This is a genomic window from Kitasatospora sp. NPDC008115 (assembly GCF_042957205.1).
In the GTDB taxonomy this organism is placed as follows: Bacteria; Actinomycetota; Actinomycetes; order Streptomycetales; family Streptomycetaceae; genus Kitasatospora.
Map to the genome: position 1 here is coordinate 135091 of NZ_JBIBHU010000020.1, position 20384 is coordinate 155474.

The following is a 20384-nucleotide window of genomic DNA, read 5'->3' on the forward strand; positions in this document are numbered from 1 at the left end:
GCGGGGGGCCGCGCACCCTTTCCCGAAGCAGTGAATCAGTGCTTCAATTCTTCCATGGCCTACCGACGCACCCCCGCCGTGCAAGCCCGCCTGGACGCCCAGCGCGAGGCGGTGCTCCAGGCCGCGGTCGGCCTGCTCGCCGAGCGCGGCTACGGCGGCTGCAGCATGGCCGCGGTCGCCGAGCGGGCCGGGATCGCCACCGGCTCGATGTACCGGCACTTCGCGAACAAGGCCGACCTCTCCGTGGAGCTTTTCCGCCGGGTGGTCACCCGGGAGGTCGCCGCCGTGCACGAGGCCGTCGCCCGCCACGACACCCCCCGGGAGCGGATCGCGGCCGTCGTCGAGACCTTCGCCGCCCGCGCCCTGCGCGCCCCCCGGCTCGCCCATGCCCTGCTGGTCGAACCGGCCGACACCGTGGTGGACGCCGAACGCCTGGTCTTCCGCCGCACCTTCCGCGACGTGCTGGCCGCCGAGATCGCCGCCGCCCTCGCCGCCGGTCAGCTGCCGCCCCAGGACTCGCAGCTGACCGCCGCCGCGATCGTCGGCGCGACCGCCGAGGCGCTCACCGGCCCGCTCGCCGCCGTCCCCCCGCCTGCCCCGCGGACCACCCCCGACGCGGTGGTCCCCGCCCTGGTCTCCTTCACCCTTCGTGCCCTTGGAGGACGCGATGACAGCGACGCATGAGGTCACCAACCAGGTCCCGCTCCCGTACGGGCACGACACCGCCGCCGACCCCGCGCTGCTCGCCGCCCTGCACCGGGCCGGCGCCGGCTGGGCCGAACCCGAACTGCGCGAGCTCGGCCGGCTGGCCGGCTCCGAGCAGGCCGCCGAGTGGGGCCGGCTGGCCAACGAGAACCCGCCGGTGCTGCGCACCCACGACCGCTTCGGCCACCGGATCGACGAGGTCGAGTTCCACCCGTACTGGCACGAGCTGATGCGCACCGCCGTCGGCCACGGCCTGCACGCCGCGCCCTGGCGGGACGACCGCCCCGGCGCGCACACCGCCCGCGCCGCCAAGTTCTTCGTCTGGGGCCAGGTCGAGGCCGGCCACACCTGCCCCGTCTCGATGACCTACGCCGCCGTCCCCGCGCTGCGCGCCACCCCCGGGCTGGCCGCCGAGTTCGAGCCGCTGCTCGCCGCCACCGAGTACGACTTCGGGCTGCGCGAGCCGCACGGCAAGCGCGGGCTGATCGCCGGCATGTCGATGACCGAGAAGCAGGGCGGCTCCGACGTCCGCACCAACACCACCACCGCCGTTCCGCGGCCGGACGGCGGCGGCTACCTGCTGACCGGGCACAAGTGGTTCACCTCGGCGCCGATGTCCGACCTCTTCCTCACCCTCGCCCAGGCGCCCGGCGGCCTCAGCTGCTTCCTGCTGCCGCGCGTCCTGCCGGACGGCACCCGCAACCGGCTCCGGCTGCAGCGGCTCAAGGACAAGCTGGGCAACAAGTCGAACGCCTCCGCCGAGATCGAGTACGACGAGGCGTACGGCCTCCTGGTCGGCGAGGAGGGCCGGGGCGTGCGGACCATCATCGAGATGGTCAACATGACCCGGCTGGACTGCACCATCGGCGCCGCCTCGGGCATGCGGCTCGGCGCCACCCGGGCCGTCCAGCACGCCCTGCACCGCCGCGCCTTCGGCAAGGCGCTGGTCGACCAGCCGCTGATGCGCAATGTGCTCGCCGACCTGGTCGTCGAGTCCGAGGCGGCCACCACGGTGGCGATGCGCCTGGCCCAGGCCACCGACGCCGCGCTCGCCGGGGACGCGCAGGAGGCCCTGGTGCGCCGGCTCGGCCTGGCCGTCGCCAAGTACTGGGTCTGCAAGCGCGGCCCGGCGCACGCCGCCGAGGCCCTGGAGTGCCTGGGCGGCAACGGCTACGTCGAGGAGTCCGGCATGCCCCGGCTCTACCGCGAGGCGCCGCTGGTCTCCATCTGGGAGGGCTCCGGCAACGTCGCCGCCCTGGACGCGCTGCGGGCGATGGCCAAGCACCCGGAGACCGTCGAGGCCTTCCTCGGGGAACTGGACGCCGCGGCGGGCGCCGACCGCCGGCTGGACGCGGCCGTCGCGGGCCTGCGCAAGCAGCTCACCGACCTCGACCAGCTGGAGTACCGCACCCGCCGGCTGGTGGAGGCGATGGCGCTGGCCTTCCAGGGCTCGCTGCTCGTCCGCCACGGCGACCCGGCGGTGGCCGACGCGTTCTGCGCCTCCCGGCTCGGCGGCGACCACGGCGCGGCCTTCGGCACCCTGCCGCCGGGCCCGGACGCCGCGGCGATCATCGACCGCGCCCGGCCGGTGCCCGCCGTGTGAGCACCCCGGGCCCGGCGGCCGAGGCGGCCGGGGTGCGGGCCTTCCGGCAGCACCTCGGCCTGCCCGGCCTGATCGACGACCACACCCTCCCTCCTTGCCCGCCATCGGGCAGGAGGGGCCCACATGCCGCGGAACGTCCTCGACAAGGTGTGGGCGTACTTCGACGCGGCCGGTCCGCTGACCGGCCGCCCCCGGCCGATCACCTGCCGCGAGGCGGAGGATCAACGCGTCGCCCGGCTGCGGGAGTTCGGCGTCCGGGCGTTCACCGCGATGCTGTACCCGCACAAGCCCGGCATGGCCGAGTGGCTCAACGCGTGGGCCGCCGGCTTCGCCGCCCGCACCCCCGGCTGCCTGCCCACCGCCACCTTCCACCCCGAGCCCGCCACCCCCGGCTGGTCCGGGGTAGTGCCCCGGCTGCGGGCGCTGGGCGAACCGGGTCCTGCTCGGCAGCGACTTCCCCAACATCCCCTACCCGTACGGGCATCAGCTGGAGGCGCTGGAACGGCTGGGGCTGGGGGAGGACTGGCTGCGCGCCGTCTTCCACGACAACGCGGCGTCGCCGTTCGGCATATGACGGTTGATCAAGTCCCTTGAAAGAAAGGGGTGTCCGCGCACATTCGGCACGTCATCGTCGCTCGTCGTCCCTCCTCCGTTCGTCCCGGTCGCATGCTCCAGGAGTACCGTCGGTGCGGCCGGACGGGGCGCCGAGCGGCGACGGAGCGACGGAGATCGGACATCATGGACGTCACAGCAGCTGATCCGGACACCGTGCTGGACACCCTGGACCGCCGGCTGGTCTGCGCGCTCCAGGTGAACGGCCGGGCCGGGGCCGGGCGGATCGCCGAGGTGCTCGGCATCTCCGCGCGCACCGTCACCCGTCGGCTCGCCCGGCTCCAGCGGGCCGGCCTGGTCCGGGTGGTCCGGATGCCCGGCACCGAGGACGCCGCGGTCGGCGCGCTGCTGCTGCGGGTCCGGGTGCTGCACGGCGAGGCCGACACCGTCGCCCGGGCCCTCGCCGACCGGCCGGACGTGCCGTTCGTCGACGTCATGCTCGGCGGCCGGGAGATCGGCGCGGTGGTGCTCGGCGACGCCGGCGCCCACGACCGCCTGTCGGACGGGCGGCCGCCCGAGACCGCCTCTGCCGCCGTCGTCGCCGAGACCGCTGTGCACGCCGTGCTGCACGCCTTCCCGGACGCCGGCCAGTGGCGCTCCGGCCACCTGGGCGAGGCCGAGGCCGCCGCGCTCGCCGAACCGCCGGCCGCCAGGCCCGCCCCGGGGAGCGTGCCGCCGGACGAGCTGGACCGGGTGCTGCTGGCCCGGCTCGGCGAGGACGCCCGGCAGTCCCACGCGGCGCTCGCGGCGGCCGTCGGCACCCCGGAGTCGACCGTCCGGCGCCGGCTGAACCGGCTGGACGGGGCCGGGCTGGTGCGCACCCACGTCACCGTCGACCCGCGGCTGCTCGGCCTCGCCGTGGACGCCAGGCTGTGGCTGGACGTGCCGCCCGGCCGGCTCGCGGCGGTCGGCGCGGCGCTGGCCCGGCACCCGCAGGTGCACGGCGTCTTCGCGACCAGCGGGCCGGCCAACCTGATGGCCGCGGTGTTCTGCGCGGACCACGGCGGGCTCTACCGGTTCGTCACCGACACCCTGGGCCCGCTCGGCGTCGGCCGCGCCGAGACCACGATCGTGGCTCGGGCCGTGAAACGGGAGGGCGCGCCGCTGCCGGGGCCGCGCGCCCGGGCATGACGTCCGAGGTAATCGACGCCCGCTCCGCACCCCGGCACAGTGGTGCCCACCCGGCGGCGCCACCGCCGACCGGGATCCCACCCCACCCCCGGAGGCCGATCCGCCGTGTCCGCGCACACCCTGACCACCGCCACCCGCACCGCCCCCGCCCCCTTCAAGGCGCTGCGCGGCCTCCTCGCCCTCGACGCCGTCGTCAGCGGCGGCAACGGCCTCGCCTACCTGGCCTTCCCCGGACCGCTCGGCGAACTGCTGGGCGTCGGCCGCTCGACGCTGCTCGAACTCGGCGCCCTACTCGCGGTGTTCGGCCTCGCGGTCGGCCTGCTGGCGGCCCGCCCGCAGCCGCCGGGGCTCGCGGTGCGGGCGGTGATCGACGTCAACCTGGCCTGGGCGGTGCTCAGCGTGGTGGCGATGGAGCTGTGGTTCGAGCCGACCACCGCCGGCTACGTCTGGATCCCGCTCCAGGCCGCCACCGTGGTCCTGTTCGCCGTCCTCCAGTTCACCGCCCTGCGCCGTCCGCGGGCGTGAGCGCTGCCGGCGGGACGGCCACGCGGGTGACTACCGCGCCGTCCCCACGGCGGCCTGGAGGAACGCGACCGTCTCCTCGTCGGCCGGGAGGAAGGTCTCCATGGCCAGCTCGGAGACGGTCACGTCCATCGGCGTGTTGAAGGTCGCGATCGTCGACAGAAACGACAGCACCCGGCCCTCGTAGGAGATCCGCAGCGGCAGCGCGAACGGGAACAGCTCGGTGATGTCCTCCTCCTCGCCGCCGTCCGCCGCCGTGCCGGGCGGCTCGGGGTAGGCCCGGACCTCCTCCAGCAGCGCCCGCAGCGGCTCCGAGCGGACCAGCCCGACCTGCAGCTCCATCCGCTCCAGCAGGTGCCGCCGCCACTGCCGCAGGTTGAGGATCCGCGGTGCGACGCCCTCCGGGTGGAGGGTGATCCGCATCGCGTTGAGCGGCGGTTCCAGCAGGTGCGGGGCGACCCCGGAGAGCAGCAGCCCCAGGGCGCGATTGGCCGCGAGGACCTGGAAGGTCCCGTCGACGACCAGCGCGGGGTAGGGGTCGTGAGAGGCCAGCAGCCGCTCCATCCCGGAGCGCAGCGCGGTCATCGCCGGGTCGTCCAGCCGCTTCTCCGGGTAGTGCGGCGCGTACCCGGCGGCCAGCAGCAGCGCGTTGCGCTCGCGGACCGGGACGTCGAGGTGCTCGGCGAGCCTGAGCACCATCTCCTGGCTGGGCCGCGAGCGGCCGTTCTCGATGAAGCTGATGTGCCGGGCCGAGGAGTCGGCCAGCAGGGCCAGCTGGAGCTGGCTGAGCCGGCGCCGCTCCCGCCAGCCGCGCAGCAGCACGCCCACGCCCGTTCCGGCCGTCTCCGGTCCCATCCCCACCATGATCGTCATGGCCGGGACAGTACTACCGCGTCCGCCGGTGCGTCAGGCGCCGGTGGTCGATCCCGGCCGGATGATCATCAGCACCACGACGACCGCCCAGAGCAGGTTGAAGACACCCGCCGTCATCGGCAGCAGCGTGAGCCCCTTGACCGCCTTGCCGTGGTCCTCCGAGCCGGACTCCGCGGCGAGCGCGTCCACCGCGGCCTGCTGCGCGGGCAGCACGAACAGCAGCAGCGCCAGGGCCGCGACCGCGGTCAGCACCATGGAGACGATCAGCCAGGACTGGCCGAGGACGTCCATCACCTGGGCCACGCCGATGCCGAGGACCGGCACGGCGACCCCCAGCAGCGCGTAGACCTGGGTGATCCGGTGCAGCAGCCGCAGCATGCCGGCGTCGGCGGCCTGCTCGGGGCCGCCCGCCAGGGCGGCCTTCGCCCGGCGCGGGAACATGCTGACGGCCACGGCCACCGGGCCGATGAACAGCACCGAGGCGAGGACGTGCAGGCTCAGCAGGAACTTGGCCATGGCGGGGCACCCTTGCGACTCAACGGGGGCGGCCCGTCGGCGGGTCGCGGCGCGGGCAGCCGGGGCGGCCGGTTCTCCCCGCCCCGCCCAGGACGCTAACACCGCTTATCCGACCGGGCCCCACCCAGGTGGGCGTCTCAGAGGTCGCCCAACTCCACCACCCGCGGGGCCAGCTCGCTGACCGCCGCGACGGCGGTGCCGTGCGCCTCGTCCGCCCAGTCGAGCAGTTGGAGGCCCTCGAAGGGGCTGAGCAGCGGCCGGCCGCCGGGCAGGTCGAGCGGGAGTCCGGAGAGGTCGACGGCGGCGAGCCCGTCCAGGGTGGTCCGGCCGATCTTGATCAGCGCCTCCTTGCGGACCCAGAGCCGCAGGAAGGCCCGCGCCGGGTCGGCGTGCTCCCGCACCTGCCGCAGTTCCGCCTCGGCGAGCACCCGGGGCGCGACGTCGAGCAGGGTGCCGCCGCGGTCGGTCAGCTCGACGTCGACGCCGATCGGCCGGTGCCCGGCCGCCGCCGCGACCACGCCCTTGGTGTGCGAGAGGCTGACCTCGATCCCGGGGTGGTCGGGCAGGTAGGGCTTGCCGTGGTCGCCCTTGCCGCAGTCGGGGCAGTGCTGGGCGAGGGTCAGCCCGGCGGCCGGGAGGCCGAGCAGGCCGGCGGCGCAGAGCCGGACCAGGAGGTGTGCGGCGATGAAGTCGGCGCGCCCGGACTCGTACCGGAACCGGGCGGCGCGCTCCCGCTCCAGGGCGGTGAGCAGGTGCTCGCCGGCCCCGGGTTGGCGCAGCACGTCGGCGCTGGTGGCGACGGTGGCGATCGCGTCGGAGGTCATGTCCCCAACCTAGCGGGGCCGGGGTCTCCCGGGGCGACATGGTCGGCTCATCAGGTCTCAGGATTTTCGGATCAACCTTGATGGTCTGTAGGGTATGGAAAGTCCGATTTAGTATCTGATATCACAAATCTCTGGATTCTCTGGGAATCGGCCGGGATGATCCAGGATCAACTGGAACGCGGCAGGCGTGCTCTCCCGCCTGCCCTCTCTGCGCGGAGGAATGTGTCGATGACTCAGGGAACCGGTACGCCCGGTCACAGAAGAACGACGGTTGAGCGGACCCCCGTCCCCCGCCGTCGTAGGAACGCCCGGATCGCGGTGGCGACCGCCGCCGCCGTCCTGCCGCTCGCGGCGGTGCTGACGGTCGGTACGGCCGCCCCGCTGGCCCCGCCGCTGGGGGCGTGCAGCGGGCCGGACTGCCCGGCCACCTGGCCTCCGGTGAACAACGGTGACTTCGCCGGCCGGGACGCCGCCGTCAACGTCTTCACCGGCGGCGACTACACCGTCAACGGCCGCGCGGCCGAGGCCGAGGGCAGGATCGTCACCCTCGGGGACTTCACCGTCGACAAGAGCCAGGGCGGCGGCGCGTTCAACGCGGGCGTGGTCGGCGTCGGTTCGCGGGTCGTCCCGCCGAACGGCAGCGACTTCCTCACCGTCGGCGGCAACGTCACCGTCCAGGCCGGGAACTCGCTGCTGATCGGCGGCAGCGACTCCCAGGGGCAGGCCTTCGGCAACCTGCGGCACGCGGGCACGGTCACCGGCACGGTCTCCATCGACCCGACCGGCCAGGCGATCCAGGACCCGGACGCCGCCGCGCCGTACCGCTCGGTGCTCACCCAGATCGAGGACGTCTCGGCCTGTGTCGGCAAGGCCGCCGCCACCGGCACCGTCGAGCTCACCGCCAGCGAGGCGACCTTCACCGGCGACGGGACCAGCATGAAGCAGGTCTTCAACGTCACCGGGAACCTCGCCTCGCCGTCCGGCGGGCAGATCGGCCTGGTGTTCGCGGGCATCCCGGCCGGTGCGACCGTCGTGGTCAACATGCTGTCGGCCGACCCGGTCATCAACACCTACACCGGCACCGGCCTGCCGGGCGACCAGATCACCGACATGCGCTCCAAGCTGCTGTGGAACTTCCCGACCTCCACCGGGGCGCAGATCAAGGGCAGCGCCCAGTTCCAGGGCGCGGTGATGGCGGGCAACCCGGGCGGCACCACGACCATCGACATGCCGGGCATGAACGGCCGGGTGTACCTGGCGGGCAACCTGATCCAGACCGGCAACGGCGGCTACGAGATCCACAGCTACCCGTTCGACGGCGACCTGCCGGACTGCGAGGTCACGCCGAGCCCGACGCCCACCGCGCCGTCGCCCACGCCGACGTCCCCGACGCCCACCCCGACGCAGACCGCCACCACCCCGGCGCCGACCAGCCCCACGGCGACGCCGACGTCCCCGACGCCCACCCCGACGCAGACCGCCACCACCCCGGCGCCGACGTCCCCGACCCCGACCGGGACCGCCACCTCGGCGGCGCCGACCAGCCCGAGCGCCACGTCGAGCTCGTCCAGCGCCGCGCCGACCAGCGGCGGCCCGACCACCGGCGGTCCGTCCACCAGCGGTCCGGCCACCGGTCATCCGGCTCCCACCGACGGCGGGGGCGGCGGCCAGCTGCCGTCCACCGGCGCGGGCAACTCCACGACGGTCCTCGGCATCGCCGGCGCCGCCCTGCTCGCCGTCGGCGGCGGTCTCGCCTTCCTGGCCGCCCGCCGTCGCGGCCGCCACGGCTAAGGAGCCTCCGCGGTAGCCGCCGCACGACAGAGGGCCGCCCGGCCACCCCACGACCGGGCGGTCCTTCGCGTTCGCCGGCCCCGGGTCACCCGGCCGCGCGCTCCGGCCACCCCGCGAGCCCGGCCGCCAGCAGGCCGAAGCCCGCCGTCACGGCCGCCGCGACCCGCTCCCGGACGGCGTCCACCGGCTCGCCGGCCACCATGCCCCGCCGGACCTCCGCCAGCGCCGCCCGGTGCGCCCCGGCCATCGCGCCCGCCAGCACCCGGGGGAGCGGGTCCTGCGCCGCGCCGCCCGCCTCGTCGGCGAGGGCCGCCGCCAGCGCCTCCTCGGCCCGCTCGCCGAGGTCGAGCAGCCGGGCCCGCAGCGCCGGGCTGTCCGTGACCGTCCGCCAGAACGCCGCGGCCTGCGGGTGCAGCCCGTACGTCGGCTCGCCCGCGTCCAGCCCGGCGAGCAGCTCCGCCCGGACGGCGTCGACGGGGGAGCTGCCGGCCGGCCGCTCCCGCACCACCAGGGCGAGCCGGTTCACCACCTCGTCCTGCCGGTCGAAGAAGAGGTCCTCCTTGGTCGGGAAGTAGTTGAACACCGTGTTGACGGCAACCCCGGCGGCCCTGGCCACCTCGGCCACCGTGACCCGCTCGAACCCGTGCTCGGCGAACAGCGCCGTCGCGGTGTCGGCCAGCAGGGTCCGGGTCTGCCGCTTCTTCTCCTCGCGAAGTCCCATGGGGAAATCCTAGCGCCGCACCAAATTTGCAGTGACACCAAAAATCTCCGCTACGGTGGGGCCATGACCTTCACCTTCGGCATCTACCCCGGCGGCCTGCTCGGCGACGAGAGCCGTGTGATCACCCCCGTCCGCCCCGACGACCCGGAGCGGATCACCGCCGCGCTGCGCGGACTCCAGGGCGCGGCGCCCACCCTGCTGGTCCGCGCCTACCGCTCGTTCCCCGGGGGCCCGGCCACCCCGCCCACCCCGGTCGCCCCCGAGCGCTACGCCCGCGAGGGGCGCCGGCTCGACCTGGTCCTCCAGTTCCGGGCGCCGGACGGGCGGCTGGACGGCTGGACGGACTTCGTGCGGCGGACCGTGCGCGCCGAAGGGGCTCGGATCGGCACGCTGCAGATCTGCGAGGAGCCCAACGCCGACTCCCCGGTGCTCGACGGCTCCGTGCCGAACGTCCGGCGGGCCCTGGTCGAGGGGGTGGTCGCGGCCAAGGAGGAGGCGCTGGCGCTCGGCCTCGACCTCGCGGTGGGGTTCAACGCGGCGTTCAGCCCGGACCCGGCGGACCCGTTCTGGCCCGCCCTCGGAGAACTCGCCGACGAGCGCTTCCACCGCGCGCTCGACTACGTCGGCCTGGACTTCTTCCCCGACGTCTTCCGCCCGATCCCGGCCGCGACGCTCGGCGCGGCGGTCGCCGCGGTGCTCACCGGCTTCCGGCGCGAGGTCGTCACCAGGGCCGGCCTCGGGCCGGCGGTGCCGGTCCGGGTCTGCGAGCACGGCTGGCCCACCGGCCCCGGGCGGTCGGAGCAGCGGCAGGCCGAGGTGGTCGAGGAGGTGGTCCGGACGGTCGCGGGTCTGGCCGGCGAGCTCAACCTCACCGGCTACGGCCACTTCGGCCTGCGCGACGCGGACAGCGCCGGCCCGGGCCCGTTCCACCGCTTCGGCCTGCTCCGGGACGACTACTCGCCCAAGCCGGCCTTCGCGGTGTACGGGAAGCTGGTCGAGGAGCTGACGGCGCTCTGAGGGCGGCGCCCCGGCGGCGCCGCCGGCCCCGGCCCGGCGCTCAGGTCACCTCGCCGCGCCGGGAGAAGCGCTCGTCCTTCCACTCGCCGCTCTCCAGGACCTGCGCCAGGTGCCGCGCCGCCTCCCACACCTCGGTGTGCGAGAGGTAGAGCGGGGTGAAGCCGAAGCGCATCAGGTCCGGTGCCCGGAAGTCCCCGATCACCCCGCGGGCGATCAGCGCCTGCACGACCGGGTAGCCGTCGGCGTGCCGCAGCGCCACCTGGCTGCCGCGCCGGGCGTGCTCGCGCGGGGTCACCACCTCGATGCCGTCCAGGTCCTCGACCAGGCCGATGAACAGATCGGTCAGCGCCAGGCTCTTGGTCCGGACGGCGGCCGGGTCGGCCCGCTCCCAGACGTCCAGCGAGGCCTCCAGCGCGGCCTGGCCGAGCAGCGAGGGCGAGCTGGTGAGGAAGCGGCCGATGCCGTCCTTCGGTGCGTACCCGGGCTCGAAGGCGAACGGCCGGGCGTGCCCGAACCAGCCGCTCAGCGGCTGCGCAGGACCAGCCGCCAGGTGCCGCTCGGCGACGTAGAGGAAGGCCGGCGAGCCGGGGCCGCCGTTGAGGTACTTGTAGGTGCAGCCGACCGCGAAGTCGGCGCCGCTCGCCGAGAGCTCCACCGGCAGCGCGCCCACCGAGTGGCAGACGTCCCAGATCATCAGCGCCCCGGCGGCCCGCACCCGGGCGGTGATCCCGGGCATGTCCAGCAGCTCGCCGGTGCGGTAGTCGACGTGCGAGAGGACGACCGCGGCGACATCGCCGTCCAGGTGCGCGTCCAGCCCGGCCGGGTCGATCAGCACGCTGCGGGCGCCCGGGACCAGTCCGGTGACGCCCTCGGCGATGTAGAGGTCGGTGGGGAAGGCCGCGCGGTCGCCCAGGACGGCGGAGCGGCCCGGGCGCAGCCGCAGTGCCGCCGCCAGCACCTTGAACAGGTTCACCGAGGTGGTGTCGCAGACCACCACCTCCTGCGGGGCGGCCCCGACCAGCGGGGCGATCCGCCGGCCGAGCCGGTACGGCTGCTCGAACCAGCCGGCGTCGTTCCAGCTGCGGATCAGCTCCCGGCCCCACTCCCGTTCGACCACCGTCCGCACCCGCTCCGGGGTGCGGACGGGCAGCGCGCCGAGCGAGTTGCCGTCCAGGTAGATCACCCCCGGCGGCAGGGCGAACTCCCCGCGGAACGCCGCCAGCGGGTCGGCGGCGTCCAGCGCCGCGCACTCCTCGCGCGTGATCATGCCCAGCCTTTCCCGTGCCTCGTCGTGCTCACTGCCCGCTGCCCACCACTCATCGGCCACTGCTCACCGCCCGCTCGTGCCCGCCGAACGCGGGATCGTCACAGCCCGTCCCGGATCGACCACAGCTCGGGGAAGACGTCCTGCTCGGCGGAGCGGCGCAGCCAGGTCAGGCCGCTGGAGCCGCCGGACCCGGGCTTGCCGCCCATCGCCCGCTTGACCGCCGCCAGGTGGCGCTGGCGCCAGCGGGTCACCCGTTCGGCGACGTCCAGCAGCGCCTCCGCCAGCGGCAGCAGTCCGGCGTGCTCCGGCTCGCCGTAGACCCGCCGCCAGGCGGCCGCGACCGCCTCGTTGGCCCGGTGCCGCTGCTCGGAGACGGTGTCCGGCACGGCCAGGCCGCGGCGGGCCAGCAGCGCGAGCGCGTCGTCGTACAGGCCGGGGGAGCGCAGCGCTTCGGTCAGCTCGGCGAGCGTCCCCGGGCTGTCCCGGTACATGTTCAGCAGCGCGGGGTTCTTGTTGCCGAGCAGGAACTCCAGGTGCAGGAAGGCCGCGGACTGGAAGCCCGAGGCCTCGCCGAACAGCGGGCGGAAGGAGTTGAACTCCTGCGGCGTGAGCGTGGCCAGCAGGTCCCAGGACTCCACCAGCACGTCCTGGACGTGGGTGCCCCGGCGCAGCGCGGCCAGCGCGCCCGGCAGGTCGTCCGCGCGCAGCGCGTGCTGGGCGAGCGTCCACTCGTGCCGCAGCAGGCCGAACAGCAGTTCCATCACCTGGGTGGTGACGATGAACGACAGTTCGGCGGGCGTCTCGCTGAGCGGGTGCTGGAGGCTGTGCAGCTCGTCGAGCCGGACGTAGCGCGCGTACGGGGTGCCCCGCTCCGGCTCGTCGGTCCGGCCGAACGACAGGTTGGGCCTCTCCACCGTGTCGTGCCCCATGCCCGATCCCTCCAGACGTCATCGGCGAGTACCGGGGCCCCATTGTGCGGCGGCCCGGCGCGCATTTGAATGGGCGGCGGGCACGGCAACCGCGGCCGTGCCTGTCGTTCGAGAGGTGTTTTCCCGATCCTCTTCACGATCGCAAAGCAGCGGTATCCAGCCAACCGGACCACACCCTCGGGAGCCGTCGTGGACGCCGTCGACCGCCGCCTGCTGGCCGAACTCCAGGCCGACGCTCGGCTCTCCTACAACGAACTCTCGCGCCGGGTGAGCCTGTCCGCACCCGCCGTGGCCGAACGGGTCCGCCGCCTGGAGGCCGACGGGGTGATCACCGGTTACCACGCCCACGTCGACCTCACCCGCTCCGGCCTGCCGATCACCGCGCTGGTGCAGCTCCAGTGCTACGGCCCGCGCTGCGTGCTGCGCGACCCCGCGGTGGCCGGCTGGCCGGAGGTGCTCCAGTTGCACCGGGTCACCGGCGGTGCCTGCTGCGTGCTGCTGGTCGCCGTTCCGGGAATGGCCGATTTCGAGGCCCTCATCGACCGCCTCGGCGGCTACGGGCAGCCGGCCAGCTCGATGATCCTCTCCAGCCCCGTTCCCTGGCGGCCGGTGGTCGCGCCCGGAGCCGGCCGATAGGTTCCTGCCCATGCCGATCGACCGTCACATCCTGTTGCTCCCGGGCAGTCTGCGCGCCGGGTCCGTCAACGAGACCGTGCTGCGCACCGCCGCCGCCGTGGCCCTGGCCACCGAGGGCGTCGCGGTGACCTACTACACCGGGCTGGCGGAGCTGCCGCACTTCAACCCGGACCTCGACACCGACCCGCTGCCGGAGCCGGCCGCCGCGCTGCGGGCGGCGGTCGAGGCCGCCGACGCCCTGCTGATCTGTACACCCGAGTACGCCGGGACCCTGCCGGGCGCCTTCAAGAACCTGCTGGACTGGACGGTCGGCGGCATGGAGATCGCGGACAAGCCGGCCGCCTGGATCAACGCCGCCGGGACCGGCCGGGGCCTGGGCGCCGAGGCGGCGCTGGGCACGGTGCTGCGCTACGCGGGGGCGGCGGTGGTCGAGGCGGCCTGCGTCCGGGTGCCGCTGGCGCGCGGGGACGTCGGCGCGGACGGGCTGGTCGCCGACCCGCTGGTGCGCGACCGGATCGGCGAGGCGCTGCTCCGGCTGGCCGCGGCCGCCTGAGCCGCACCCGGGCGTCCGCCGCCCGCCCCGCTGCGCCGCGCGCCCGCCGACCGGTTCAGTGCGCCGCGAGCAGGTCCACGCCGAGCCCGGCCAGCCCCTTCAGGAACAGCTCGACGCCGACCGCCGCGAGCAGCAGGCCGAGCAGCCGGGCGACCACCTCCAGCGAGGTCCGGTGGGTGCGCTGCATCAGCGGGGCGAGCGCGGCGACGCACACGTAGTTGACCACCACCACGGCGACGTACGCGCCGGCCACGGTGGCGTGCCAGCTCCAGTCGTCCTTGGTGAGCGAACCGACCAGGACCGCGGTGACCGCGAGCGGGCTGGCCAGGTACGGCAGCAGCAGTTCGCGGATGCCGTCCGCCAGCGGGCTGGCCAGGTGCTCGTCGGTCTCGTCGGCGCCGGCGCCGAGGTGGACGCCGAAGACCAGCGCGACCGCGTAGACGAAGAAGATCAGCCCGCCGGCCAGCTGCAGGGACTGGTCGCTGATGTGGAACAGGGAGGTGACGAAGTCGGCGCTGAAGGCGAGGGCGACGCCGATCACCGCCGAGATGAGCGAGCTCCAGGCCGCCAGGCGCCGCAGTTCCCCGGTGGTCCGGGTGGGGGCCAGCCGGGCGAAGGACAGCAGGACCTTCGGCGGGCCGACCACGGCGAAGAGGGCGATGAAGGCACTGCTCAGGTCGAAGACGAACATGCGCCAAGCATCGCCGTGACGATCACCGCCGTCCGGCTGCCACGCTTGGGTCCGGATTATTCCCGTCCGCATCGTTATTCGCCCGAACGGCCGCCCCGGGTCGATCCTTCCGGCGGTTTCGGCTGCGATGGAAGCCGGACCACCCCTCCGCGCCGCGGAGGGCTCCCGAAGGGGACTAGGACATGGCTCTGAACCGTAGTGACCTGGGCCTGCTCGCCCTGCGCGGTGCCGTCGGCGGGGTGCTGATCGCCCACGGCACCCAGAAGCTGTTCGGCTGGTTCGGCGGTGGCGGCCTGGACGGCACCGCCAAGGCGATGGAGGCGATGGGTTTCCACCCGCCGCGGCGCAGCGCCCTGGCCGCGGGCCTCGGCGAGGCGGGCGGCGGCGCGCTGCTGGTGGCCGGGCTGGCCACGCCGGTGGCGGGCGCGGTGGTGGCGGGGACGATGGCGGGCGCGGTCGCGGTGCACGCGCCGTCCGGGTTCTTCGCGATGTCCGGCGGCTACGAGTACCCGGCGTTCCTGGGTGCCACCGGTCTGGCGCTGGGCCTGGCCGGACCGGGCCGGTACTCGCTGGACCACCTGACCGGGCACGCCTTCAACCGGTCGTCGACCGGCCTGCTGGCCTTCGTGGCGAGCGCGGCCTCGGCCTACGGGGTGGTGGCCCGCCGCCGGCACGCCGTCCGGCTGGCGGAGGAGCGCGCGGCGGTGGAGGCGCAGACGCAGGAGGGCTCCGGGCTCTCCTGAGGGCGGGGGCCGGGGCGGCGCGGGGTCACCCGAACGTCCCGGCCCTGGTGGCGGACGCCTCCCCGGCCCCGGAACGTGGGCGGGGAGGCGTGCCGGGCGGACCGGCACCGGCCGGCCCCTGGAGCGGGCCGCCCCCACGGCCAGAATCGAGGACCCCGATGGACCGCCACCCGACCCGCCGCGCCGCGGCTCCGCCCCGGCCGACCGCCGCCGACCCGCACGCCCCCGCAGTCCGCCGCCCGCGCCGGGCCCTGGCCGCGGCGGTGGCCGCCGCCCTGCTCGGCGGGGCCGCGCTGGCCGGCTGCTCCGACGACGGGGACGGCGGCGTCACCGGCAGCGCGGCCTCCTCGGCCGCCGCGCAGGCGGGTTCGGCGATCGCCGGTGCCGCCTCCGCCGCGGCCTCGGCGGCGAGCGAGGCGCTGGGCACGGCGGCGGGCGGGCTCACCTCGTCGGCGGCCTCCGCGGTCGCGTCGGCGCAGGCGGCGGCCTCCTCGGCGATCGCCGGCATCAAGGGCGGCCTGGACGCGAAGGGGGACGTCGCGGCCGGCCCGGTGACCATCGTGGACGGCAAGGCCGAGACCACGCTGACGGTCACCAACCACGGGCAGAACACCAGCAAGTACGTGATCCAGGTCAATTTCACCGACGACAGCGGCAATGTGCTGGACGTGGCGGCGGTGACCGTGCCGGACCTGGCGGCGGGTCAGAGCACCGAGGTGGAGGCCCGCAGCAACCGGGATCTCACGGGTTCGGTGAAGGTCGCCGTCGCCAACGCCGTGCGGTACTGAGCGCCGCCGGCCCGCTCCGGGCGGACCGCCGAACCCCGGGCGCCCCTGCTGACCCGCAGGTCAGCGGGGGCGTCGGGGTTCCCGGGGAACCTTAACGGCGGCTCAAGCCTCAACATCACCCCTTGACGGGGTAGTTGGTCTAGTCCATTTTAGTGCCCAGGTGCAGGGAGCCCCTGAACCGGCGTCAGCGGTCCGCCGCGGGCGCCGGTTCGGCTTATCCCGGCGTCCGTCAAGGCATGTTCCGCTCGATTCCCCCATCCCGTTCTGTCATGTCCCGGTCGTGCGGCCCCACCCCGCACCTGCGTCCCGGGACGCGGCGGAATCCCCCACACCCAGGAGTCACGCACCCATGCTCCGTTCACGCATCGAAAGGGCCGGGGCGCCGGTTCAGGAGGACGGCCGTCGCAAGCGGTCCAAGAGCCTGACCGCGATCGCCGCCGGCACCACGGCCTCCCTGCTGCTCGGCGCGGGCCTCGCCCTCACCGGCGGCGCCACCGCCAACGCCGCCGTCGGCAACAGCACCGGCGCGCCCGCCACCAGCGGTGGCATCAAGGTCGCCTACTTCGACCAGTGGTCGATCTACGCCAACGCGTACTACCCCAAGACGATCCAGGACACCGGCGTCGCCGGGCAGCTGGACTACATGATCTACTCGTTCGCCAACATCCACCCCACCAACCTCACCTGTTTCCAGGCCACCAAGGCCTCGAGCCCGGACGAGAACAACCCGAACGCGGGTGACGGTGCGGGTGACGCGTTCGCGGACTACCAGAAGAGCTTCGGCCCGGACATCTCGGTCGACGGCGTCGGCGACGTCTGGGGCCAGCCGATCGCGGGCAACTTCAACCAGCTGAAGAAGCTGAAGGCGAAGAACCCGAACCTCAAGATCCTGATCTCGATGGGCGGTTGGACGTACTCCAAGTACTTCTCCGCGGCGGCCGCCACTGACGCCTCGCGCAAGAAGCTGGTCTCGTCCTGCATCGACATGTTCATCAAGGGCAACCTGCCGGTCGACGCCGGCTACGGCGGCCCGGGCTCGGCGGCCGGCGTCTTCGACGGCATCGACATCGACTGGGAGTACCCGGGCGGTGGCGGCCACACCGGCAACCTGTCGAGCCCGAACGACAAGCAGAACTTCACCCTGCTGCTGAAGGAGCTGCGTGAGCAGCTCGACGCGCAGGGCAAGGCCGACGGCAAGCAGTACTACACCGCGGCCGCGGTGGGTGCCGGTCAGGACAAGATCAAGAACGTCGAGACCGACAAGATCGGTCAGTACTTGAACTTCCTCGACCTGATGACGTACGACATGCACGGCGGCTGGGACGCGAAGGGCCCGACCAACCACCAGGCCCCGATCTACTCCGGTCCGAACGACCCGATGACCCCGATCCCCGGTGGCACCGGCAAGTACTCGATCGACGACGCCGTCAAGGCGTACACCGTGGGCGACCCGCAGTACGGCATCGCGGGCGGCTTCCCGGCCAAGAAGATCAACGTCGGCGTGCCGTTCTACTACCGCGGCTGGACCGGCGTCCAGAACAACGGCAAGAACGGCCTGTTCCAGCCCGCCACCGCCCCGGCCCCGGGCGCGGCCCTGTCGGGCAACGTCCCCGGCATCCAGATGTACAAGGAGCTGGCCGGCTTCGTCGACAACCCGGCGAAGACCTTCTGGGACGAGGACGCCAAGGCCTCCTACTTCTACGACGGCAACGTCTTCTGGTCCGGTGAGGACGCCCGCTCGATCCAGGCCAAGCTGGACTACGCGCACTGCAACGGCCTCGGCGGCTCCTTCGCCTTCTCGCTGTACGACCTGGGCAACAAGCCGGCGCTGTTCAACAAGATGGTCGAGGCGACCAACGGTTCGGCCGCGGGCTGCCCGGCCCCGCCGGTGACCCCGACGCCGACCACCACGCCCACCACGACGCCGACCACGACGCCGACCACCACCCCGACCACGACGCCCACCACCACGCCGACCACCCCGGCCGGCTGCGCGGGCGCCCCGAGCTGGGACTCGGCCGCCACCTACGCGACCCCGACCAAGGTCTCCTGGAAGGGTCACTACTACACCAACAAGTGGTGGACCAAGGGCGACGACCCGAGCGCCAGCGGCGCCTGGGGCGTGTGGACCGACAACGGCCCCTGCTGACCCGGCACTGATCGGATGAGGGCCTGACGGACCCTCGCACCGCTGCACGAAGAGTCCGGCCCGCCGGGGGAGATCCCCGGCGGGCCGGACTTTCGTCGTTCCCGCGGCCGCCTCAGGCCGGGCCGGCGGTGCGTCCGAGGGCGTCCGGCTGGCTCTCCTCGATCCGGCGCATCATCCGGGCCAGCATCCCGGACAGCACGGTGCGGTCCTCGCCGACGATGTCCTGGAGCAGCTCCTCCTCGAAGACCGCGGCCATCCGCATCGACTCCAGCCACTTGTCCCGGCCGAGCTCGGTCAGCTCGATGATCACCCGGACCCGGTTGGCCTCGTCCCGCTCCCGGGTGACCAGCTCCTCGGTGACCATCCGGTCGATCCGGTGGGTCATCGCGGCCGGGGTGAGCCCCAGACGCTTGGCCAGCTCCCCGGGCCCGAGCCGGTACGGGCTGCCGGAGACCACCAGGGCCTTGAGCACCTCCCACTCGGCGGAGGTGATTCCGAGCACAGTCAGCTGCCGGTCGTAGGCGACGGTCATCCGCCGGGCGACCCGGGAGAGCGTCTGCACGATGGTCTCCACCTGCGGGTCGACGGTGGGGAATTCCCGCTGGTAGAGGGCCACCTGCTCGGCGATGCCCAGCTCGCGGGGGGTGGCCGGCGCGGGCTTCTCTGCAGTCATGCGGACCAGTGTCCCATGTGTGATGCACTCCTTAAGCCTTTGACTCAGCACTCTTCTGGTGCTAAGACTTTAGAGTCAAACTTTAGCTCTTAAGTCTTCTTCCCTTAAGAGTACGCAACGAAAACTGACGGAGCCCTGACGCCTCCGTCCGCAATGAAGGGGTGTGCACGGTGACCGGCACGGTGAAGCAGCAGAGGCAGCAGCGACGCGGGGCGGGCGGCCCGCTGCGCCGCGTCCAGATCGGAAACGCGCTCAGCGCGTTCGGCAGCGGATTCACGATGCCGTACATGTTCGTGTACGTGGACCAGGTGCGCGGGCTGGGCCCGCTCGCCGCCGGGATGGTGTTCACCGTCTTCGCGCTGGCCGCGCTCGCCGTCCTGCCGTTCACCGGCCGCGGCATCGACCGCTACGGGCCGCGCCCGGTGCTGCTGGCCGGCGCCGCGCTGGCCGCCGCCGGCGCGTTCGCCTTCGGGCACGCCACCGGCACCCCGGCGCTGCTGGTCTCCTCGTTCCTGTTCGGCGCGGGCGTCACCACCTGCCAGCCGGCGCTCGCCACGATGATCGTCCGCTGCTCCACCGCGGCGACCCGCTCGCACGCCTTCGCGCTCCAGTTCACCCTGATCAACCTGGGCATGGGCATCGGCGCGCTGGTCGGCGGGCAGATCGTGGACGTCGCCGACCCGGCCAGCCTGACCCGGCTGTTCACCATCGAGGCCGCGACCTTCCTCGGCCTCGCCCTGGTGACCGGCACCGCCCGGATCCCGAAGGCCGCGCCGCTGCTGGTCCAGGAGAAGACCGACGGCCCGCAGGGCCTGCGCGCCCTGCTCGCCGACAAGGCCATGCTCCGGCTCAGCATCCTCGCCGGGCTGATCTTCTTCACCTGCTACGGCCAGTTCGAGTCCGGCGTCGCCGCCTTCGCCACCGACACCGTCGGCACCGCCCCGTCCACCCTGGGCATCGCCATCGGCGCCAACGCGCTGACCATCGTGGTGCTCCAGATGTTCGTGGTGCGGATCACCGCCCGCCGCCGGCGCACCACCGCGATGGCCGCAGCTGCCGTGGTCTGGCTCGGCGCCTGGACGATGGCCCTGGTGGCCGGCCTGGTCCGGACCGAGGCGGTGGCCGCCACGGTCGCGATCGTCTCGATCTACGCCCTCTTCGGCGTCGGCGAGTCCCTGCTCGCCCCCACCATGGGCCCGATGGTCGCCGAGCTCGCCCCGGCCCGGCTGCTCGGCACCTACAACGCCGGGTACGCCCTGGTGAAGCAGGTCGCGATCGCCGTCGGCCCGGCGGTGGGCGTGCTGCTGGTCGGCTCCGGCACCTGGCCGCTCTACCTGGCCGCGATGGCCGGCTGCACCGTGCTGATCGTCGTCCTGGCGCTGCGCCTGCGGCCGTACCTCACCGCGGCCCAGGACAACGCGGCCGACGGTCCGGCCGGGGACGAGGAGGCCCCCGCGGCCCCGGTCCGCGCCCCGGCCCGGCCGGTCCGCGAACTGCAGACCGCGGCGTAGCAAGGCGCCGACGGGCGCCGGACAGGTCACCTGTCCGGCGCCCGTCGCGCTTGGTTTCGCGCCCCCCGGCACATAGTGTCGGTGGCTGTCGGCCGTCCGGCCGCGGTCACACGGGCCCGTGCAGGCCGC

At 74.0% G+C, this 20384-nt stretch carries 20 protein-coding genes and 1 pseudogene; 13 read left to right on the top strand and 8 right to left on the bottom strand.

All coding sequences use genetic code 11. The features are described 5' to 3' along the window. Positions 1–54: 54 nt before the first annotated feature. The 5 genes and pseudogenes from ACFZBX_RS24580 to ACFZBX_RS24600 all read left to right on the top strand — a co-directional run bounded on the left by ACFZBX_RS24580 (position 55) and on the right by ACFZBX_RS24600 (position 4576). Positions 55–684, top strand: coding sequence for a TetR/AcrR family transcriptional regulator (locus tag ACFZBX_RS24580; RefSeq protein WP_391535937.1), 630 nt, complete (start codon positions 55–57; stop codon positions 682–684). Continuing rightward, complete coding sequence (locus ACFZBX_RS24585; RefSeq protein WP_391535938.1) at positions 668–2308, top strand: acyl-CoA dehydrogenase family protein; 1641 nt, start codon at positions 668–670, stop codon at positions 2306–2308. Before ACFZBX_RS24580 ends, ACFZBX_RS24585 begins: the two co-directional genes overlap by 17 nt. Further along, positions 2305–2882, top strand: a pseudogene (locus ACFZBX_RS24590) (amidohydrolase family protein). The gene ACFZBX_RS24585 and the pseudogene ACFZBX_RS24590 overlap by 4 nt, the downstream one beginning before the upstream one ends. Positions 2883–3046: 164 nt before the next feature. Then, positions 3047–4051: an Lrp/AsnC family transcriptional regulator gene (locus tag ACFZBX_RS24595; protein WP_391535939.1), complete on the top strand. Its 1005-nt coding sequence runs from the start codon at positions 3047–3049 to the stop codon at positions 4049–4051. Between the two features lie 105 nt (positions 4052–4156). After that, positions 4157–4576: a hypothetical protein gene (locus ACFZBX_RS24600; protein ID WP_391535940.1), complete on the top strand. Its 420-nt coding sequence runs from the start codon at positions 4157–4159 to the stop codon at positions 4574–4576. 30 nt (positions 4577–4606) lie between these two features. Here the strand turns inward: ACFZBX_RS24600 and ACFZBX_RS24605 are convergent, their stop codons facing one another. The 3 genes from ACFZBX_RS24605 to ACFZBX_RS24615 form a co-directional block, all read right to left on the bottom strand. Then, the gene (locus ACFZBX_RS24605) at positions 4607–5446 is read right to left on the bottom strand and encodes a helix-turn-helix domain-containing protein (RefSeq protein ID WP_391535941.1); all 840 of its coding nucleotides are present in this window, start codon (positions 5444–5446) and stop codon (positions 4607–4609) included. Between the two features lie 33 nt (positions 5447–5479). Beyond that, positions 5480–5962 carry a DUF2269 family protein gene (locus ACFZBX_RS24610; RefSeq protein ID WP_391535942.1) on the bottom strand — a complete coding sequence of 161 codons (483 nt, stop codon included), beginning with the start codon at positions 5960–5962 and terminating at the stop codon, positions 5480–5482. 137 nt (positions 5963–6099) lie between these two features. Further along, entirely contained in the window at positions 6100–6786 is a 687-nt protein-coding gene (locus tag ACFZBX_RS24615) for a 4'-phosphopantetheinyl transferase family protein (protein WP_391535943.1), read from the bottom strand. 228 nt (positions 6787–7014) lie between these two features. On the opposite strand from ACFZBX_RS24615, the gene ACFZBX_RS24620 reads away from it, so the two are divergent. Further along, complete coding sequence (locus tag ACFZBX_RS24620; RefSeq protein ID WP_391535944.1) at positions 7015–8577, top strand: choice-of-anchor A family protein; 1563 nt, start codon at positions 7015–7017, stop codon at positions 8575–8577. A gap of 85 nt (positions 8578–8662) precedes the next feature. Here ACFZBX_RS24620 and ACFZBX_RS24625 read toward each other — a convergent pair whose 3' ends face one another. Beyond that, on the bottom strand, positions 8663–9298 hold the full coding sequence (locus ACFZBX_RS24625) for a TetR/AcrR family transcriptional regulator (protein ID WP_391535945.1): 636 nt from the start codon (positions 9296–9298) through the stop codon (positions 8663–8665). 63 nt (positions 9299–9361) lie between these two features. On the opposite strand from ACFZBX_RS24625, the gene ACFZBX_RS24630 reads away from it, so the two are divergent. After that, positions 9362–10315: a hypothetical protein gene (locus ACFZBX_RS24630; RefSeq protein WP_391535946.1), complete on the top strand. Its 954-nt coding sequence runs from the start codon at positions 9362–9364 to the stop codon at positions 10313–10315. Positions 10316–10355: 40 nt separating this feature from the next. Here the strand turns inward: ACFZBX_RS24630 and kynU are convergent, their stop codons facing one another. Further along, positions 10356–11582: a kynureninase gene (gene kynU / locus ACFZBX_RS24635; protein WP_391535947.1), complete on the bottom strand. Its 1227-nt coding sequence runs from the start codon at positions 11580–11582 to the stop codon at positions 10356–10358. Between the two features lie 98 nt (positions 11583–11680). After that, positions 11681–12511 carry a tryptophan 2,3-dioxygenase gene (locus ACFZBX_RS24640; protein ID WP_391535948.1) on the bottom strand — a complete coding sequence of 277 codons (831 nt, stop codon included), beginning with the start codon at positions 12509–12511 and terminating at the stop codon, positions 11681–11683. A 189-nt stretch (positions 12512–12700) separates the two neighbouring features. Here ACFZBX_RS24640 and ACFZBX_RS24645 point away from each other — a divergent pair, with 189 nt between their 5' ends. Together ACFZBX_RS24645 and ACFZBX_RS24650 are read left to right on the top strand one after the other, a co-directional pair. Continuing rightward, a complete protein-coding gene (locus ACFZBX_RS24645; RefSeq protein WP_391535949.1) occupies positions 12701–13147 on the top strand; it encodes an Lrp/AsnC family transcriptional regulator in 447 nt (148 codons plus the stop codon). 10 nt (positions 13148–13157) lie between these two features. Continuing rightward, entirely contained in the window at positions 13158–13700 is a 543-nt protein-coding gene (locus tag ACFZBX_RS24650) for an NADPH-dependent FMN reductase (RefSeq protein ID WP_391535950.1), read from the top strand. A 55-nt stretch (positions 13701–13755) separates the two neighbouring features. On the opposite strand, the gene ACFZBX_RS24655 is transcribed toward ACFZBX_RS24650, so the two are convergent. Further along, entirely contained in the window at positions 13756–14391 is a 636-nt protein-coding gene (locus ACFZBX_RS24655) for a MarC family protein (RefSeq protein WP_391535951.1), read from the bottom strand. Between the two features lie 182 nt (positions 14392–14573). On the opposite strand from ACFZBX_RS24655, the gene ACFZBX_RS24660 reads away from it, so the two are divergent. The 3 genes from ACFZBX_RS24660 to ACFZBX_RS24670 all read left to right on the top strand — a co-directional run bounded on the left by ACFZBX_RS24660 (position 14574) and on the right by ACFZBX_RS24670 (position 18071). After that, positions 14574–15134, top strand: a complete 561-nt coding sequence (locus tag ACFZBX_RS24660) for a DoxX family protein (RefSeq protein ID WP_391535952.1) — start codon at positions 14574–14576, stop codon at positions 15132–15134. A 158-nt stretch (positions 15135–15292) separates the two neighbouring features. Further along, a complete protein-coding gene (locus ACFZBX_RS24665; protein WP_391535953.1) occupies positions 15293–15922 on the top strand; it encodes an FxLYD domain-containing protein in 630 nt (209 codons plus the stop codon). 349 nt (positions 15923–16271) lie between these two features. Then, a complete protein-coding gene (locus ACFZBX_RS24670; RefSeq protein ID WP_391535954.1) occupies positions 16272–18071 on the top strand; it encodes a glycosyl hydrolase family 18 protein in 1800 nt (599 codons plus the stop codon). A 112-nt stretch (positions 18072–18183) separates the two neighbouring features. Here the strand turns inward: ACFZBX_RS24670 and ACFZBX_RS24675 are convergent, their stop codons facing one another. Then, on the bottom strand, positions 18184–18744 hold the full coding sequence (locus ACFZBX_RS24675; RefSeq protein ID WP_391535955.1) for a MarR family winged helix-turn-helix transcriptional regulator: 561 nt from the start codon (positions 18742–18744) through the stop codon (positions 18184–18186). A gap of 170 nt (positions 18745–18914) precedes the next feature. Here ACFZBX_RS24675 and ACFZBX_RS24680 point away from each other — a divergent pair, with 170 nt between their 5' ends. Continuing rightward, positions 18915–20255: an MFS transporter gene (locus tag ACFZBX_RS24680; RefSeq protein ID WP_391535956.1), complete on the top strand. Its 1341-nt coding sequence runs from the start codon at positions 18915–18917 to the stop codon at positions 20253–20255. Positions 20256–20384: the final 129 nt, after the last annotated feature.